Annotated in this window: 15 protein-coding genes and 1 riboswitch; of the genes, 8 read left to right on the top strand and 7 right to left on the bottom strand. The window is 66.7% G+C overall.

All coding sequences use genetic code 11. The annotated features are described in order from the left end of the window. Positions 1 to 108 precede the first annotated feature (108 nt). From AB4Z16_RS08590 to AB4Z16_RS08565, 6 genes are all read left to right on the top strand, one after another. Complete coding sequence (locus AB4Z16_RS08590; RefSeq protein WP_441510919.1) at positions 109 to 3564, top strand: chromosome segregation SMC family protein; 3456 nt, start codon at positions 109 to 111, stop codon at positions 3562 to 3564. A 244-nt stretch (positions 3565 to 3808) separates the two neighbouring features. Further along, the gene (locus AB4Z16_RS08585) at positions 3809 to 4159 is read left to right on the top strand and encodes an AtpZ/AtpI family protein (RefSeq protein WP_441510918.1); all 351 of its coding nucleotides are present in this window, start codon (positions 3809 to 3811) and stop codon (positions 4157 to 4159) included. Positions 4160 to 4202: 43 nt separating this feature from the next. After that, positions 4203 to 4967: a F0F1 ATP synthase subunit A gene (locus AB4Z16_RS08580; RefSeq protein ID WP_441510917.1), complete on the top strand. Its 765-nt coding sequence runs from the start codon at positions 4203 to 4205 to the stop codon at positions 4965 to 4967. A 61-nt stretch (positions 4968 to 5028) separates the two neighbouring features. Then, on the top strand, positions 5029 to 5256 hold the full coding sequence (locus AB4Z16_RS08575) for a F0F1 ATP synthase subunit C (protein WP_038360954.1): 228 nt from the start codon (positions 5029 to 5031) through the stop codon (positions 5254 to 5256). Between the two features lie 134 nt (positions 5257 to 5390). Beyond that, complete coding sequence (locus AB4Z16_RS08570) at positions 5391 to 5966, top strand: F0F1 ATP synthase subunit B family protein (protein ID WP_441510916.1); 576 nt, start codon at positions 5391 to 5393, stop codon at positions 5964 to 5966. Between the two features lie 11 nt (positions 5967 to 5977). Continuing rightward, positions 5978 to 6454: a F0F1 ATP synthase subunit B family protein gene (locus AB4Z16_RS08565; RefSeq protein WP_441510915.1), complete on the top strand. Its 477-nt coding sequence runs from the start codon at positions 5978 to 5980 to the stop codon at positions 6452 to 6454. Positions 6455 to 6655: 201 nt separating this feature from the next. On the opposite strand, the gene AB4Z16_RS08560 is transcribed toward AB4Z16_RS08565, so the two are convergent. The 7 genes from AB4Z16_RS08560 to AB4Z16_RS08530 form a co-directional block, all read right to left on the bottom strand. After that, entirely contained in the window at positions 6656 to 7915 is a 1260-nt protein-coding gene (locus AB4Z16_RS08560) for a L,D-transpeptidase family protein (protein WP_441510914.1), read from the bottom strand. Between the two features lie 123 nt (positions 7916 to 8038). Next, entirely contained in the window at positions 8039 to 9613 is a 1575-nt protein-coding gene (gene gcvPB / locus AB4Z16_RS08555) for an aminomethyl-transferring glycine dehydrogenase subunit GcvPB (protein ID WP_441510913.1), read from the bottom strand. Then, positions 9613 to 10953 carry an aminomethyl-transferring glycine dehydrogenase subunit GcvPA gene (gene gcvPA / locus AB4Z16_RS08550; RefSeq protein WP_441510912.1) on the bottom strand — a complete coding sequence of 447 codons (1341 nt, stop codon included), beginning with the start codon at positions 10951 to 10953 and terminating at the stop codon, positions 9613 to 9615. Before gcvPA ends, gcvPB begins: the two co-directional genes overlap by 1 nt. A 156-nt stretch (positions 10954 to 11109) precedes the next feature. Further along, the gene (gene gcvH / locus AB4Z16_RS08545) at positions 11110 to 11484 is read right to left on the bottom strand and encodes a glycine cleavage system protein GcvH (protein WP_441510911.1); all 375 of its coding nucleotides are present in this window, start codon (positions 11482 to 11484) and stop codon (positions 11110 to 11112) included. A gap of 32 nt (positions 11485 to 11516) precedes the next feature. Then, positions 11517 to 12680, bottom strand: a complete 1164-nt coding sequence (gcvT, locus tag AB4Z16_RS08540; RefSeq protein ID WP_441510910.1) for a glycine cleavage system aminomethyltransferase GcvT — start codon at positions 12678 to 12680, stop codon at positions 11517 to 11519. A 160-nt stretch (positions 12681 to 12840) separates the two neighbouring features. After that, positions 12841 to 12938, bottom strand: a riboswitch (glycine riboswitch). A 74-nt stretch (positions 12939 to 13012) separates the two neighbouring features. Next, on the bottom strand, positions 13013 to 13615 hold the full coding sequence (locus tag AB4Z16_RS08535; protein ID WP_441510909.1) for a hypothetical protein: 603 nt from the start codon (positions 13613 to 13615) through the stop codon (positions 13013 to 13015). Further along, positions 13612 to 14130: an invasion associated locus B family protein gene (locus AB4Z16_RS08530; protein WP_441510908.1), complete on the bottom strand. Its 519-nt coding sequence runs from the start codon at positions 14128 to 14130 to the stop codon at positions 13612 to 13614. The genes AB4Z16_RS08535 and AB4Z16_RS08530 overlap by 4 nt, the downstream gene beginning before the upstream one ends. 339 nt (positions 14131 to 14469) lie before the next feature. Here AB4Z16_RS08530 and coxB point away from each other — a divergent pair, with 339 nt between their 5' ends. Then, positions 14470 to 15348, top strand: coding sequence for a cytochrome c oxidase subunit II (gene coxB / locus AB4Z16_RS08525; protein ID WP_441510907.1), 879 nt, complete (start codon positions 14470 to 14472; stop codon positions 15346 to 15348). A gap of 20 nt (positions 15349 to 15368) precedes the next feature. Beyond that, the gene (ctaD, locus tag AB4Z16_RS08520) at positions 15369 to 16994 is read left to right on the top strand and encodes a cytochrome c oxidase subunit I (protein WP_441510906.1); all 1626 of its coding nucleotides are present in this window, start codon (positions 15369 to 15371) and stop codon (positions 16992 to 16994) included. Positions 16995 to 17010 lie beyond the last annotated feature (16 nt).

Genomic DNA, 17010 nt, shown 5'->3' with positions numbered 1-17010 from the left:
CTTGCGCTCCCAGCGCGAGGCAGTCATCTCAGCCCTCTTCCTGAGGAGCCGCGCAGCAGCGTCTCGAAGGATGAGGGCTGAGGCTTTTCAGGCCGGCGCGGTGGCACCATGCACCTGACGCGCCTCAAGCTCGCCGGCTTCAAGACTTTCGTCGAGCCGACCGAGTTCCTGATCGAGCCGGGGCTGACCGGCATCGTCGGGCCGAATGGCTGCGGCAAGTCCAACCTCGTCGAAGCCCTGCGCTGGGTGATGGGCGAAAGCTCGTTCAAGAACATGCGCGGCTCGGGGATGGACGACGTCATCTTCGGCGGCTCGAACGAGCGCCCGGCCCGCAACATGGCCGAAGTTTCGCTCACCCTCGACAACAGTGACCGCAAGGCTCCGGCCGCCTTCAACGAGGCCGAAGTCCTCGAAGTCACCCGCCGGATCGAGCGCGAGGAAGGCTCGACCTACCGCATCAACGGCAAGGAGGTGCGGGCCAAGGACGTGCAGCTCCTCTTCGCCGATGCCGCGACCGGCGCGCGCTCCCCGGCCCTCGTGCGGCAAGGGCAGATCAGCGAGATCATCTCCGCCAAGCCGCAATCGCGCCGGCGCATCCTGGAAGATGCCGCCGGCATCGCCGGCCTGCACAGTCGCCGCCATGAGGCCGAGCTCAGGCTGCGCGGCGCCGAAGAGAACCTGACCCGGCTGGAGGACGTGCTCGGCGAGATCGACGGGCAGATCGACGCCCTGCAGCGGCAGGCGCGGCAGGCCGGGCGCTACCGCAGCCTTGCAGGCGACATCCGACGCGCCGAGGCGATCCTGGCGCTGATCGCGCTGCACGATGCCCGCGCCCAGGAAGCGCAGGCATCGCATGTGCTCGAAGAGGCGGTGCGAGGCGTCGCCGACCAGACCGGCATTCAGGCCGAGGCCGCCAAGCGGCAGGCCATCACAGCCCATGCGATGCCGGCATTGCGCGAGGGCGAGGCGACTGCCGCAGCGGCGCTGGTTCGGCTGAAGCGCGGCCTCGACGAACTCGAAGCCGAGAATCGCCGATCGCGACAGCGAACCGAAGATCTCGGGCGCCGTCTTGCGGAACTGCAGGCCGATCTCGCAAGGCAGGAAAATATCGGCCGCGATGCCGCCGAGAGCCTCGCGCGGCTGTCGGAGGAGGATGCCGCACTCGCCCGCGAGGGCGATGGCGCCGGATCGGGCGCCGAGGCCGCGACGGCAGCGCAGCGCGAGGCCGAAGCAGCCCTCGCAGCGGCTGAGGCCGAGCAGGCCAGCGCGCAGGCAGCTTTGTCCGATCTCGCCGCCAGACGCGATGCGCTGGAGCGTTCCTTGCGCGAAGCGCGCGAGCGGCAGGTCCGCGCCGGCGGCGAGCGCGACAAGCTGCGCCGCGACCTCGAAGCGCTCGATGCGTCCGATGCGAAGACGTTGCTCGACAGGCTGCGCGAAGCTCTTGCGACGGCTGAGAAGGCGGCCAAGAGAGCGGAATCCGATGTCGGGGCGGCACGCGAAGCTGTCGCGGCAGCACGCGAGCGCGAAGCGGCGCTGCGCGGTCCGCTTGCCGAGGCCGACCGCAGAGCCCAGCGGCTCGACACCGAGATCGGCACACTGCGCAAGCTGCTTGCCCCGGCAGCGGGCTATCGCTGGCCGGCGATCCTCGAAGCCGTCAGCGTCGCCAAGGGCTACGAGGTCGCGCTGGGTGCCGCGCTCGGCGACGATCTCGACGCCTCGACCGAAGCGGCCGCCCCGGCACATTGGGACGATACCGGAGCAGGAAGCGGCGACCCTGACCTGCCGACAGGAGCCGAATCGCTGCTTGCTCATGTCCAGGCCCCCGCCGCCCTGAGGCGGCGGCTCGCGCAGATCGGCGTCGTCGCGCGCCAATTGGGGGACGCCCTCCGGCGAGAGCTGAAGCAGGGCCAGATCCTGGTCTCGCGCGAAGGCGATCTCTGGCGTTGGGACGGCTTCGCCAGCGCAGCCGACGCTCCCTCCCCCGCCGCCAGACGGCTTTCCGAGAAGAATCGCCTCGTCGATCTTGAGCGTGAGGCGAAGGCCGCGCGCGAGGCGGCGGAGACCGCCCGCCGGGTTCTGGACGCCGTCGGCGCCGAGGCGCGCGCGGCTGCGCAGGCGGAAACCGCCGCGATCGAGGTCTCGCGGCTGGCGCGCCGGAGCGTCGATCAGGCGCGCGAGCAGCTTGCGGTCGCCGAGCGCAAGGCGGCCGAGACCCTGGTCAAGCGTTCAACCCTGGCCGAAGCGATCAAGCGGCTCGGCCAGGCCGTGTCCGAGGCCTCTCAGCAAGTGGCGGTGCAAGAAGCAGGGCTTGCCGCCCTGCCCGCCTCCGCCGCGCTGGAAAACACGCTGCTCAAGGCGCGGGTGGTGCTGGGCGAGGCCCGCGCCGCCGCCTCCGACGCCCGCGCCCGGGTCCAGACCCTGGCCCGGGAAGCCGAATTGCGGATGCGGCGCCGCGCCGCGATCGCCGCCGACGTCAAAGCCTGGAAGGAGCGCGCGGCAGCCAGCCTCCAGAGCGCCGAAGAGACACGGCACCGGATCGACGTCGCCAGCACCGAGCAGAGGACGTTGCTGGAAGCGCCCGACACCTTCCTGACCGAGCGGCGCCGCCTCCTCGCCGAGATCGAGCAGGCGGAAGGTGCTCGCCGCGAGGCAGCCGACCGGCTTGCCTCCGGCGAAACCGCGCTGGCGGAGGCCGACCGGCAGGCGCGCATCGCCCTCGAAGGGCTGTCCGGCGCGCGCGAGCGCCGCGCCTCGGCGGAAGCAAGGCTCGAAGCCGCCCGCCAGCGCGTCGCCGACATCACCCGCCAGATCGAAGACGGGCTGGAAACCGGCCTCGACGGCCTGCAGGCCATCGCCGGAATCAAGCCTGGCGACGCGCTGCCGGAGCCGGAAACGGTCGAGCGACGGCTCGCCAACCTCAAGGGCGAACGCGAGCGACTTGGCGCCGTCAATCTGCGGGCCGAGGATGAATTGACCGAGGTGAAGGCCAAGCGCGAGGGACTTTCCGGAGAGCGCGACGACCTGACCGAGGCGATCCGCCGGCTGAGGCAAGCGATCGGAGCGCTGAACCGCGAGGGGCGCGAGCGGCTGCTTGCCGCCTTCGAGATCGTCAACAGCCACTTCCAGCGGCTCTTCGGCGTGCTGTTCGGCGGCGGCGAGGCGGAGCTCAAGCTGGTGGATTCGGAGGATCCGCTCGATGCCGGGCTCGAGATCTTCGCCCGCCCCCCCGGCAAGAAGCCGCAGGTGATGACGCTGCTCTCCGGCGGCGAGCAGGCGCTGACGGCAACCGCGCTGATCTTCGCGGTGTTCCTGACCAACCCCTCGCCGATCTGCGTGCTCGACGAGGTCGACGCACCGCTCGATGACGCCAATGTCGAACGCTACTGCGATCTGCTCGCCGACATGGCGCGAAACACTGAAACGCGCTTCATCCTCATCACCCACAACCCGATCACCATGGCGCGGATGGAGCGGCTCTTCGGCGTGACCATGGCCGAGCGCGGCGTCAGCCAGATGGTTTCGGTCGATCTGGCCACCGCAGAGCGCATCCGCGACGCCGGCTGAGGGCGCCGTTCTCCCGGCTGAAAAAATGCCACAATCGGCACCGCATTGCGGCAAGAATGTCGCACTTAGCCCGAATTTCTAAATATTCCAATATGTTAGGTGTTATCCACGTGCCTTGACAGCGCCGGGGGCTGTCAATAAAGGAGGCCGTGCTGACGACGGCTCGATGCGCGGGTTTGGTCGTGGTTATAGTGGTTTTTCGCTGGATCGCGGCGTAAACGCGGTCAAGACGGAGGCCAAGACCATGTCCGAACCCGACCCAAACGCCTCAGACTCGGAGTTGCGCGCAAGACTGGGTTCCCTGAAGTCCGCGATCAAACGGGCGGAAGAGAACGAAAAGCCGGGCGCGAGCCCGGCTGGAGAGGACAAGGCCCTCGCGGGCGCGATGTCCTCAGGCTTTCGCGCCGCGACGGATCTCGCAGGCGGCATCATCGCGGGCGCCCTGATCGGGTACCTCGGCGACCGGTGGCTTGGAACGTCCCCGTTCCTGCTGATTGCCTTCATGGCGATCGGAACCATCGCGGGCTTCAGATCCGTCTATCGGCTCGGTTCGCGCCCGACCTCACGGTCGAACGGCGATCCGAAGAAAGATTGACCGAAGAGGCGGCCCGCAAAGCCGCGCGACGAGGGACAGAACCATGGCGGCTGGCGGCGGAATCGATCCGATCCACCAATTCCACATCAACCCGATCGTGGAGCTGAAGCCGTTTGGCCTCGACCTGTCCTTCACCAACACCTCGCTGTGGATGGTGATCGTGCTCGCCGTCGTCTCCGCGATCATGATCTACGGCTCGAGCCAGCGTGCGGTCGTTCCCGGCCGGCTGCAATCACTCGCCGAGATGATGTATGAGTTCGTCGCCTCGACCATGACCGGCGTCATGGGCAAGGAGGGGCTGAAGTTCTTCCCCTTCGTGTTCTCGCTGTTCACCTTCGTGCTGGCGAGCAACCTGCTCGGCCTGCTGCCCGGCTCCTTCACCGTCACCAGCCAGATCATCGTCACCGCCGCCCTGGCGCTGCTCGTCATCAGCATCGTGGTGATCTACGGCGTCGTGAAGCATGGCACGCATTTCTTCGGCCTCTTCGTGCCGTCGGGCGTGCCCGGCTGGCTGCTGCCCTTCATGGTGCTGATCGAGGCGGTCTCCTTCCTGTCGCGGCCGGTTTCGCTCTCGCTTCGTCTGTTCGGCAACATGCTCGCCGGCCACATCGCGCTCAAGGTCTTCGGCGGCTTCGTCGTCGTGCTGCTGGGCTCTGGCGCCGCGCTGAACTACGCCATCGCGCCGCTGCCGCTGCTGCTGGCGGTGGCCCTCACCGCGCTCGAGGTTCTGGTCGCGGCCCTGCAGGCCTATGTCTTCGCGATCCTGACCTGCGTCTATCTCAACGACGCGCTGCATCCCGGCCACTGAGCCCAAGCCGCGCTCGCAAAAGTTCAACCCGCCCTTTAGCCTTCCACACTGGAGAAACATCATGGATCCTGTTGCAGCCAAGTTCATCGGCGCTGGTCTCGCTTCGCTCGGCATGGGCCTCGCCGCCATCGGCGTCGGCACCATCTTCGGCAACTTCCTCTCGGGCGCCCTGCGCAACCCGTCGGCTGCTGACGGCCAGTTCCCGCGCGCCTTCATCGGCGCGGCGCTCGCCGAAGGTCTGGGCATCTTCGCGTTCGTCGTCGCGCTCGTCCTGCTCTTCGTGGTCTGACGCTTCACGTCGATCGCGTTCCCGTCGCGCGCGCCGGCCCTGCTTCGGCCACGTGCGCGGCGCTTCCTTTTCTCTGCGCTGAAAGGCACCCCATGCCGGTTCGATCTTCAGGGTTCGTCGGACAAGGATGGCCGGTGGCTGTCGCCTCGTTCGCCACTCTGCTGGCTGGCGCGGCGCAGGCTGCCGAGCAGCAACACGGCCTGAGCGGCGAGAAGGCGTCTTTCCCGCCCTTCGACCCGGCTCACTTCGCGAGCAACCTGTTCTGGCTCGCCATCACCTTCGCGGCTCTCTACTGGCTGATGTCCAAGGTCGCGCTGCCGCGCCTCGGCTCCATCCTGGAAGAGCGCGCCGAGACGATCGGCCGCGATCTCGACCAGGCCACCCAGATGCAGGCCAAGGCCGAGGACATGGCGCAGGCCTATGAAAAGGCTCTCGGCGAAGCTCGCAAGAACGCCCAGGGCATCGCCCAGACGGCGCGCGAGACGGGCGCGAAGGCTAGCGAGGCCCAGCGCCACGCTACCGAGGCGGAGCTTGCTGCCAAGCTTGCCCAGGCCGAGGCAACCATCGCCAAGACCAAGGTCAATGCCATGAGCAATGTGCGCGATCTCGGCGGCGACATCGCTGTCGCCATCGTCACCAAGCTCACCGGTCAGGCTCCCAGCGCCAGCGAGGCGTCGGCGGCTGTCGACCAGGCCCTGACGCGCGGCTGAGGAGAGATCAGATGGATACTTTCTGGGTCGGCGTCGCGCTCGTCATCTTCCTCGCCATTCTCGTCAAGTTCGGCGTGCCGGGCATGATCGTGAAGGCACTCGACGCGCGCGGCGAGAAGGTCGCGCAGGAGCTGGCGGAAGCCCGCCGCCTGCGTCAGGAGGCCGAGAAGCTGCTCGCCGAGTACGACGCGAAGCGCAAAGCCGCCGAGGCCGAGGCCGCCGAGATCGTCTCTTCCGCCAATGAAGAGGCCAAGCGCCTCGCAGCGGAAGCCGAGGCCAAGCTCGCCGATTTCGTCGCCCGCCGCACGAAGTCCGCGGAGGAGAAAATCGCACAGGCCGAGAGCCAGGCCGAGGCCGAGGTTCGCGCCGCGGCTGCGGAGGCTGCCACCAAGGCGGCCGAGACCATCCTGCGCGGCCAGATGGCCGGCAAGGCCAGTGACGCCGCCTTCGCTGCTGGACTCAACGAGGTCAAGGCCAAGCTCAACTGAGCTTCGGTTGATTGGATAAGATCTGACGCCGCGCTCCCGAGGAGCGCGGCGTTTTTCGTTCAGGGATCAACGAAGATCGAGCGTCGTGCTCGCGCTTGCCCCGAGCATCTCATGCCGAAGGAGGCTCTCGCGCCTGTTCCGGCCCGAGATTCTCGGGTCTTCTCCTTCGCTTCGCCGAAGAATGACGGCAGGTGCCGCCTTTCAGTTGCTCGCGGTCGCCGCCGGAGCCGGGGCGTTGCGCGCCGCCGTCACGGGCGCCACCGCCGGCCGCGCCGGCGGCTCTGACGCCACCTTCGGCTTCGGCTTGCGTGGCTGAATCGTCGAGGTGACGATGCCCTGCGGCGTGTCGAGCCCATAGATGTCGTCGCGGAACTGGACCTGCCCGTCCGCCCCCTGCCAGCCGGTCAGATAGACCCAGGCGACCGGCACCGACTTCTTGAGCGGGATGTTCTTGCGCTCGCCCTTGGCGATCTCGTCCTCGATCCCCTGCCGGGTCCATTCCGAGCCTTCCAGCAGCCAGGCGGCGAGATCGCGCACACCCTCGATGCGGGCGCAGCCGGAGGAGTTGAAGCGTACGTCGTTGCGGAACAGCGTCTTCTTCGGCGTGTCATGCATGTAGACAGCGTCGCCATTCGGCATGTCTATCTTGAGCTGGCCGAGCGAATTGGTCGGCCCGGGCTCCTGACGCACGTAGAAATAGGGATTGGTCAGGGCCGCCCAGTTGACGCTCTTCGGGTCGATTTCCTTGTTCTCGGCTCCGAGCAGTTTCATGTTCGACTTGGCGATGAAGCCCGGATCCTTGCGCATATGCGGGATGACGTCGGCCTTCACGATCGACATCGGCACCGTCCAGTACGGGTTCAGGTTGACCGAGGTGATGTTGGCCTGAATAACCGGCGAAGGCCGGTCCGGGCGGCCGACGATGGCGAGATGGCGCTGGGCGACCGTACCGTTCTCGACCGCCTCGACGCTGGCGCCGGGGATGTTCACCACGACATAGCGGCTGGCGAAGTTGAAGCCGTTGCCCTTGAGCCGCTCCAGCGTCGCGGTGAGTTGGTTCAGGCGCGCCTCGACAGGCGTGTTCATCGCCTTGAGCGTGAGGCGCCCGACCGTCCCGAGATCCGACAGGCCGTGGCGGCGCTGGAAGCGCTTCACGGCCTCGGTCACGTTGGCATCGTAGGTGTCGCCCGCCACGGCCTCGGGCGCGAGATCGCCGCTGGCGAGCAGGCGCTGCTTCAGCGCGACGACATCGGCACCTTGCGAATCCGGCTTCAGGGTGCTGGCGCTGCCGGGCACTTTGGGCCAGCCGCCGCGATTGGCGACATCCTCATGGGCAATCAACGCCTCGAGCGTGCGGTCATAGGTGTTCGGGCCGTAGCTCGGCTCGTTCGCACGCACGATCGCCGTCGAGGCCAGCAGAAGCGCGGCCGCCGCAGCGAGGATGGAGGGACGCATAGACATGAAAACCCCCGGGCCGCACAGAGCGGCACCGGGGGATCATTCCGCGACATAGTCAAGGAAGGCTTAAGAAGCGAGCAGCGCCCTTCACCATGCTGACGAATATCGTCAGGACGGATGAAGCGCCTACTCGGCGGCTTCCTTGACCGGCGCCGGCTTCTCCCATTTCAGCACGGGCTGGCGGGCGGCGCGGGTCTCGTCGAGGCGGCGGATCGGAGCGTGATGCGGTGCGCTGGTGAAGCGCTCCTTGTCGTTGCCCTTGGCCGCCATGGCGAGATCGCGCAGTGTGGCGATGAAGAGATCGAGCGCAGCCTTCGATTCCGACTCGGTCGGCTCGATCAGCATGGCGCCGTGCACGACGAGCGGGAAATAGACCGTCATCGGGTGGTAGCCCTCGTCGATCATCGCCTTGGCGAAATCGAGGGTCGAAACGCCCGAACCCTTCAGCCACTCATCGTCGAACAGCACCTCATGCATCGACGGGTGGTCCGGGAAGGGCAGCGACATCAAATCGGCGAGGCCGGCGCGGATGTAGTTCGCGTTCAGCACCGCATCCTCGGAAGCCTGGCGCATGCCGTCCGAGCCGTGGCTGAGCATATAGGCGAGCGCGCGGACATACATGCCCATCTGGCCGTGGAACGCGGTCATCCGGCCGAATGGCTTGTTGCCGGCGGGCGCTTCCCCGCGCGTCTCGATCAGATGCGGCTTGTTGTTCTCGACATGGATGAAGGGCACGGGCGCGAAGGGCGCCAGACGCTCGGAGAGCACGACCGGGCCTGCGCCGGGACCGCCGCCGCCATGAGGCGTCGAGAAGGTCTTGTGCAGGTTGATGTGCATGGCGTCGACGCCGAGATCGCCGGGACGGGCCTTGCCGACGATCGCGTTGAAGTTGGCACCGTCGCAGTAGAAATAGGCGCCGGCCTCATGCATCGCCGCAGCGATCTCGACGATCTCAGGCTCGAAGATACCGCAGGTGTTCGGGTTGGTCAGCATGATCGCGGCAATGTCCGGCCCGAGCAGGGCTTTCACATCCTCGACCGCGACGGTGCCGTCGGGACGCGCCGGAACCGCCTTCACCGAGAAGCCGATCAGGGCCGCAGTCGCCGGGTTGGTGCCATGGGCCGATTCGGGGACGAGCACGACATTGCGGGTCGCGCCCTCGCCCTTCGCCGCGATCGCGGCCTTGATCGCCATCATGCCGCAGGCCTCGCCATGGGCGCCCGCCTTGGGCGAGAGCGCCACCGCCGGCATGCCGGTCAGCGTCATCAGGTAGCGGGAAAGTTCAAGCATCAGCTCGAGTGCGCCGGGCACGGTCGAGAGCGGCTGCAGCGGATGCACGTCGGAGAAGCCCGGCAGCCGCGCCACCTTCTCGTTGAGGCGGGCATTGTGCTTCATCGTGCAGGAGCCGAGCGGGAAGAGCCCGGTGTCGATACCGTAGTTCTTCTGGCTGAGACGCACAAAGTGGCGCATCGTCTCGGGCTCGGAGAGGCCGGGAAGGCCGATCTCGCCCTGGCGGGCATGCTTGCCGAGCCGCGACTTGAACGGGGCCGGCTTGTCGATGTCGACGCCGGTCGCCTCATGATGGCCGATCTCGAAGATCAGCGGCTCGATCTGCTGGAGAGCCTTGTTGCCGGTGAAGGTAAGGTGCTCTTGGTGCGAGGCCTCGCCGGCCTGGGTGGGACGTCCCTGACGGTTCAGCATCACAGCACCTCCACGAGCGCCGCCACGAGGGCCGCCCGGTCTTCATCGGTATTCACCTCGGTCGAGGCGATGATCAGCAGGTCGTCCAGCCCGGCTCCGGGCAGAAGGCGCGAGACGGGGACGCCAGCCAGGATGCCCTTGGCAGCCAGAACCTCGACGACCTCGGCGGCCGGCTTCTTCAGCTTCACCGTGAACTCGTTGAAGAAGCTCTCGTTGAGCACGGTGACGCCCTCCACACCCGCCAGCAGGTCGGCGAGCTTCACCGCATTGGCGTGGTTGACTTCGGCGAGACGGGCGAGACCGGTCTGGCCCAGCAGCGTCATGTGGATGGTGAAGGCCAGCACGCAGAGGCCGGAATTGGTGCAGATGTTAGAGGTCGCCTTGTCCCTGCGGATATGCTGCTCGCGGGTCGAGAGCGTCAGCACGAAACCGCGCTGGCCGGTCGAATCGACCGTCTCGCCGCAGAGCCGGCCCGGCATCTGGCGGATATATTTCGACTTGGCAGCGAAGAGGCCGACATAGGGACCGCCGAAATTCAGCGCATTGCCGATCGACTGGCCCTCACCGACGACGATGTCGGCATCCTGCGCGCCCGGGGGCACGACCGCGCCGAGCGAGACGACCTCGGTGAAGACCGCGATCAGCAGCGCGCCATGGGCATGGGCCTTCTCGGCGATCGGCTTGAGGTCGCGCAGATTGCCGAACACGTCCGGCGACTGGACGACGACGCAGGAGACGCTGTCGTCGATCTGAGAGAGTATGTCCTCATTGGCCGAGACGTCGGGCTTGAGCACCACGACCTCGTCATTGGCCATCTCGGAGAGAGTCTCGACCACCGCCGTGTAGTGCGGGTGCAGGCCGCCGGAGAGCACGGCCTTGCGGCGCTTGGTGACGCGATGCGCCATCAGCACGGCCTCGCCGGTGCCGGTCGAGCCGTCATACATCGAGGCGTTGGCAACCTCCATGCCGGTCAGCGCAGCGACCTGGGTCTGGAACTCGAAGAGATATTGCAGCGTGCCCTGCGCGATCTCGGGCTGGTAGGGCGTGTAGCTGGTCAGGAATTCCGAGCGCTGGATCAGGTGATCCACCGTCGCCGGCACATGGTGCTTATAGGCACCGGCACCGACGAAGAAAGGCACGGCCGAGGCGGCGGTGTTCTTGCCGGCCATCTTGCCGAGGACGCGCTCGACCTCGAGCTCACCCTTGGCGCGGGGCAGATCGACCGGGCCCTTCAGCAGCTTGCCGGCCGGCACGTCGCTGAACAGCGCGTCGATATTGGAGACGCCGATCCGCGCGAGCATGTCCTCGCGGTCGGTATCGGTGAGCGGGAGATAGCGCATGGGGGTTCCTATTGTGCTCTGCGCGGTTTTCAACGACGTCATGCTCGGGCTTGACCCGAGCATCTCTTCAACCAGCATCTTCTCGTCACGAGATTCTCGTCACGAGGTTCTCGGGTCGCCGCTTCGCGCTGCCCGAGAATGACGTGGCGCTCGTACTCAGAGCGTCTTGACGTAGTTCTGGTACTCGGCCTCGTTCATCAGCCCGTCGAGCTCGGCCGCGTCCTTGATCCTGATCTTGAGGAACCAGCCCTTGCCGGCCGGGTCCTCGTTGACAGCGCCCGGCGCCGCTTCGAGCTCGGCATTGACCTCGACAACCTCACCGGAAACCGGGGCATAGACCTCGGAAGCGGCCTTGACGCTCTCGACCACCGCGGCCTCGCCGCCCTTGGCCAGCGCCTTGCCCAGGGCCGGGAGCTCGACGAAGACGACGTCGCCGAGCTGCGACTGGGCGTAGTCGGAGATGCCGACGGTGCCGACATCGCCGTCGATGCGGATATATTCGTGGTCCTTGCTGTAGCGGGTCTCGGCCATGGTTTCCTCCTGGCGAAAAATCGAAAATCAGGTCAGCGCTTGTAGCCGTTCGGCACGAAAGGCATCGGTGCCACCACCGCCGGCAGCGGCTTGCCGCGCACGATGAGATTGAGCTTGGTGCCCGGCGCGGAATGGGCCTTGGCGACGTAGCCCATGGCGCAGGGGCCGTTCAGCGTCGGGCCGAAGCCGCCCGAGGTCACAGTGCCAATCACGTCGCCTTCCGGCGTCGCGATCTCCGTGCCCTCGCGAGCCGGGGCACGACCTTCCGGCTTGAGGCCGACGCGGATGCGCGAGACGCCCTCAGCCAGCTCGCGCTGGATGCGCGCGGCGCCGGGGAAGCCGCCCTCCTCGCGACGGCGCTTCTGGATCGACCAGTTCAGCGCGGCCTCGATCGGGGACGTCGTGGTGTCGATGTCGTGGCCATAGAGGCACAAGCCGGCTTCAAGCCGCAGCGAATCGCGGGCGCCCAAGCCGATCGGCTTGACGCTGGCGTCGAGCAGCAGCGTGTCCCAGATCTCGCCGATCTTGGTCGCGGCGGCGGAGATCTCGTAGCCATCCTCACCGGTATAGCCGGAGCGGCTGACATTGGCCTTTATGCCGGCGACCTTCATGGTGCGCGAGGTCATGAAGCCCATCTCGGCGGCTTCCGGCGCGATTTTCGCGAGCGCGGCTTCCGCGCCCGGGCCTTGAAGCGCGATCAGGCCGCGATGTTCGGCGCGGACCAGCTTCACATTGGCCGGCAGGCGCGCCTCGATATGGGCGTAGTCAGCGTCCTTGCAGGCGGCGTTGACGACCAGATAAAGCGCGCCGTCCTCATCGGGATCGATCGAGCGCGTCACCATCAGATCGTCAAGGATGCCGCCGTCATCGTTGAGGAGCTGCGAATAGCGCTGCTTGCCGGGAGCGAGATTGACGATATCGGCGGGAATCAGCGCTTCCAGCGCCTTCGCCGTCGTCTCGTGGTCAGGCCCGATCAGGAAAGCCTGGCCCATATGCGAGACGTCGAAGAGCCCGGCCTTCTCGCGTGTCCAGTTGTGCTCGGTCAGGATGCCCGACGGATACTGCACCGGCATGTCGTAGCCGGCGAAGGGCACCATGCGGGCGCCGAGCGCGACATGGCGGGAATGAAGCGGCGTCTTCAGCGGCGCGGGCGCGCTGGCGGTGTCGGTTGTGGCCTCAAGAGCCTCGGCAGCCATGGCATGCCCCTCCCAGAATCGAGCGCAGGCTCCGGACGGAATCGTCCGGAACGCGCCCCCTCTGTCTTGGGACCTGAGAGATTTCCCCGCCAGCCGTCAGGCCGGACGAGTTACACCCGTCGGTGGGCGGACATCGCTGTCCACCGCTTTCCAGAGCGCCAAGTCCCCAGCGGTCCTTTTGCCTGAGCGTTTCCGGGGCGGTTGCGCCTTCGGCGCCGGCCCTGACGGATCAGGCCCGGTCTCTTCCGCGGGGATATGCGGCTAGGGCAGAGATACAGGAGGCACCGGCCCAGTCAATCCGGGCGGCGCCTTCTTTCACGGCAAATCGGCCTTTAGCGGCGGCGATGGCGCGCCGGAGCGGCAGCGCCGCCCTGGCCCAGACCGACGATGATCTCGACATCGCCCTTGCCGGCCGGCACGACGATGCCGTCCTCGACGAAGGAGAAATCGACACCGCTCTGGCCCGACGGGATCGTGCCGCCGACGCGCGAGCTGCGGCGCGCAACCGTCGTCGTGCCGCGCGTCACCGTCGTGCCCAAGGTCGCGCCGTAGCTGCCCGGGCTCCCCGCCGGGCCAAGGAGCACACGGCCCTCGACACCGACCTTGAGACGGAAGCCGCCATTGCCAGTCGGCGTGCATTCGCGCGCGACATTCGTGATCGAAACCTGGTAGCGCAGACCGCTGCTGTCCTGGCCGGCCTGGGCGCGGATGGCGGCGCCGCCATCGGCGATGATCACCTCCGGGCAGACAGTGTCATTCCGGTCCTCTTCCTTCGGCAGCTGGTCAGGCACCGGCGGCTTCGTGGACTGGAACATCAGCATGTTGAGCGCCGTGCTGCCGCCTGACGACGATGAGGAGGAGCCGCACCCGGCGAGGCCCAGGCAAAGCAGCGGCAGGGCGAGCCAGCGGCCCGCAGTCAAAGTCTGGTCGATCAAGGCAGCGCCTCCACGCCGGGGCCGAAGCCGTTGAGCGAGACGGGCACGCCCACCCCCTCCTCCGGCGTCTGGAATACAATGAATGTCGCGCTCTTGCCGCCCTTGAGCTGGCCAAGCAGGTTGTCGTCCATGACGACCTCGGCGACGCAACCAGTCGTCAGGCAGCGCACGAAACCGGCGCGCCCGATGTCCTTGTCGTCGATCTTGAGGCCGAGGCCCGACGGCAGCAGCACGCCGAGCGGCGCGACGACACGCAGGAGCCGGCTCTTCTGATCGGCGGTCTTCAGCACGATGACGAGGAGCGTCAGATTCGGCCGATCCTCGGCCGCGACGTTCTGGACCAGCGCGCATTGCTCCGCCTTGGCGCCGGGCGGCACCTCGCAGCGCATCTGCCAATCGCCATGTGTGGAACGCACCGCACCCTGCGCGAGCGCGGAGCCGGCGTAGAGGCTCGTCCCCATGAGCGCCAGCGCCAAGGCGCCTGCCGCCCCGATGATCCTCTTCATCCCTGCCATCCTTCGAAACCCGTCCAGAAACCGCAGAAGAAGCGCAAGATTCAGGCAAAACGCCGACCGCGCCAGAGAATCCCGCCGCTACTCACATAAAATGCGTTGGGACCATGCAGACCCGGCCCTGTCAAGGCGTGCACGCGGGTGCGGGCGCGGTTCCGTCAAGGCCTCGCGCGATTATGCCGCACAGATGATGATGGACCGTGTCATTGCCCCACTGGCGCAAGCGTGATCTTTGATTTATCGCAATGCCGAAGAACGAGGCGACCTTCGCGGTCGCCCCTTCGTGCGTGGGGCAAAGCCGGTCGGTTCCCATGCAGGTCGATTGAGGAGCATGTCGGATCGATGCGATTTCTGAGCAGGACCTTTGCAACCGCGGCCGTCACGGCCCTTGCCGTCGCCGCGCTGGCGACCGTCCCGGCCGTCGCCGGCACCGGCATGCCTTCCCCCTGGCAGATGAACCTGCAGGGCGCAGCGACCCCCGTCGCCGAGTTCATCCACTGGTTTCATGACTGGCTGAACATCATCATCGGCGTGGTCACGCTCTTCGTGCTGGCGCTGCTGATCTATGTCGTCTTCCGCTTCAACGAGAAGGCGAATCCGGTCCCCTCCAAGACCACGCACAACGCCCTGCTCGAAGTGTGCTGGACGGTGATCCCGGTCCTGATTCTCGTCGTCATCGCGATTCCCTCCTTCCGGCTGCTGAAGCTGCAGCTCGAGGTGCCGCAGGCCGACCTGACCCTGAAGGTCACCGGCAAGCAGTGGTACTGGTCCTATGAATACGCGCAGGACAACGGCGCCTTCGGCTTCGACTCGCTGATGCTGGACGAGAAGCAGCGCGCCGAGGCGATCGCCAGCAAGAAGATCGCCGAGGCCGAGGCCCCGCGCCTGCTCGCCGTCGACAACGAAGCGATCGTGCCGGTCGGCAAAATCGTCCGCGTCCAGGTCACCGGCGCCGACGTCATCCACAAGTTCACGGTGCCGTCCTTCGGCATCAAGATCGACGCGATCCCCGGCCGCCTGAACGAAACCTGGTTCAAGGCCGAGCGCGAAGGCATCTATTACGGCCAGTGCTCGTTCATCTGCGGCCAGAACCACGCCTACATGCCGATCGCCTTCCGCGTCGTCAGCCAGGAGCGCTACGCCGCCTGGCTCGCCGAAGCGAAGCAGAAGTTCGCCAATGCCGAGGATGCGGGCAGCAAGCTCGCCGCCGCGTCCAAGTAATTCGCCGAGGAGACAACACGATGGCAACAGCGGCTCAGCACGCTCACGGCCATGACGAGGCCCATCACGACCACCCGACCGGGTGGCGCCGGTGGCTTCTGTCGACCAACCACAAAGACATCGGCACGCTCTACCTGATCTTCTCGATCATCGCGGGCCTCGTCGGCGGCTTCCTCTCGATCATGATGCGTATCGAGCTGATGTATCCCGGCGTGCAGATCTTCGCGAACGGCCAGAGCTACAACGTGTTCGTCACCGGCCACGGCCTGATCATGATCTTCTTCATGGTCATGCCCGCGGTCATCGGCGGCTTCGGCAACTGGTTCGTGCCGCTGATGATCGGCGCGCCGGACATGGCCTTCCCGCGCATGAACAACATCTCGTTCTGGCTCACCGTCGCAGCCTTCGTGCTGATGATCATCTCGATGTTCATGGAAGGCGCCCCGGGCGCGCATGGCGTCGGCACGGGCTGGACGGTCTATCCGCCGTTCTCGACCGCCGGCCACCCCGGCCCCTCCGTCGATTTCGGCATCCTGTCGCTGCACCTTGCAGGCGCCGCCTCGATCCTCGGCGCGATCAACTTCATCACCACGATCCTGAACATGCGCGCGCCTGGCATGACCATGCACAAGATGCCGCTGTTCGCCTGGGGCGTGCTGGTCACCGCCTTCCTGCTGCTGCTCTCGCTGCCGGTCCTCGCCGGGGCGATCACCATGCTGCTGACGGACCGCAACTTCGGCACGACCTTCTATGATCCGGCCGGCGGCGGCGATCCGATCCTGTACCAGCACCTGTTCTGGTTCTTCGGTCACCCCGAAGTCTACATCATGATCCTGCCGGCCTTCGGCATCGTCAGCCACATCATCTCGACCTTCTCGAAGAAGCCGATCTTCGGCTATCTCGGCATGGCCTACGCCATGGTCGCGATCGGCGTGGTCGGCTTCATCGTGTGGGCTCACCACATGTATACCGCCGGCCTATCGCTCAACACGCAGCGCTACTTCGTATTCGCGACGATGGTCATCGCGGTCCCGACGGGCATCAAGATCTTCTCCTGGATCGCGACGATGTGGGGCGGCTCGATCCGCTTCACCGCCCCGATGGTCTGGGCGATGGGCTTCATCTTCCTGTTCACCGTCGGCGGCGTCACCGGCGTGGTGCTGGCCAATGCCGGCGTCGACCGCTCGCTGCACGCGACCTATTACGTCGTGGCCCACTTCCACTACGTGCTGTCGCTCGGCGCCGTGTTCGGCATCTTCGCGGGCTTCTACTACTGGTTCCCGAAGATGAGCGGCTATGTGATGCCGGACTGGATCGGCCGCCTGCACTTCTGGGTCGCCTTCATCGGCGCGAACCTGCTGTTCTTCCCGCAGCACTTCCTCGGCCTCGCCGGCATGCCGCGTCACTATGTCGACTATCCCGATGCCTTCGCGGGCTGGCATTTCTGGTCGTCGATCGGCTCCTACATCTTCGCCTTCGGCCTGCTGATCTGGCTCTACGGCATCGTCGTCGCCTTCAGCCGCAAGCAGCTCGCCGGCGACAATCCGTGGGGCGAAGGCGCGACGACGCTGGAGTGGACGCTGTCCTCGCCGCCGCCCTTCCACCAGTTCGAGACGCTGCCGCGCATCACCGGCTCGGACCACTGAGACAAAATGGCGGCGG

The sequence above is a fragment of the Allobosea sp. TAF32 genome (genome assembly GCF_052113585.1).
Classification (GTDB): Bacteria; Pseudomonadota; Alphaproteobacteria; order Rhizobiales; family Beijerinckiaceae; genus Allobosea.
This window is presented reverse-complemented; position numbering and strand designations above follow the sequence as displayed.

Bases quoted from the DNA above. Each gene is read 5' to 3' on its own strand.
- AB4Z16_RS08590 (WP_441510919.1), top strand. From the start codon at position 109: ATGCACCTGACGCGCCTCAAGCTCGCCGGCTTCAAGACTTTCGTCGAG.
- AB4Z16_RS08585 (WP_441510918.1), top strand. From the start codon at position 3,809: ATGTCCGAACCCGACCCAAACGCCTCAGACTCGGAGTTGCGCGCAAGA.
- AB4Z16_RS08580 (WP_441510917.1), top strand. From the start codon at position 4,203: ATGGCGGCTGGCGGCGGAATCGATCCGATCCACCAATTCCACATCAAC.
- AB4Z16_RS08575 (WP_038360954.1), top strand. From the start codon at position 5,029: ATGGATCCTGTTGCAGCCAAGTTCATCGGCGCTGGTCTCGCTTCGCTC.
- AB4Z16_RS08565 (WP_441510915.1), top strand. From the start codon at position 5,978: ATGGATACTTTCTGGGTCGGCGTCGCGCTCGTCATCTTCCTCGCCATT.
- AB4Z16_RS08560 (WP_441510914.1), bottom strand. From the start codon at position 7,915: ATGTCTATGCGTCCCTCCATCCTCGCTGCGGCGGCCGCGCTTCTGCTG.
- gcvPB (WP_441510913.1), bottom strand. From the start codon at position 9,613: ATGCTGAACCGTCAGGGACGTCCCACCCAGGCCGGCGAGGCCTCGCAC.
- gcvPA (WP_441510912.1), bottom strand. From the start codon at position 10,953: ATGCGCTATCTCCCGCTCACCGATACCGACCGCGAGGACATGCTCGCG.
- gcvH (WP_441510911.1), bottom strand. From the start codon at position 11,484: ATGGCCGAGACCCGCTACAGCAAGGACCACGAATATATCCGCATCGAC.
- gcvT (WP_441510910.1), bottom strand. From the start codon at position 12,680: ATGGCTGCCGAGGCTCTTGAGGCCACAACCGACACCGCCAGCGCGCCC.
- AB4Z16_RS08530 (WP_441510908.1), bottom strand. From the start codon at position 14,130: ATGGCAGGGATGAAGAGGATCATCGGGGCGGCAGGCGCCTTGGCGCTG.
- coxB (WP_441510907.1), top strand. From the start codon at position 14,470: ATGCGATTTCTGAGCAGGACCTTTGCAACCGCGGCCGTCACGGCCCTT.
- ctaD (WP_441510906.1), top strand. From the start codon at position 15,369: ATGGCAACAGCGGCTCAGCACGCTCACGGCCATGACGAGGCCCATCAC.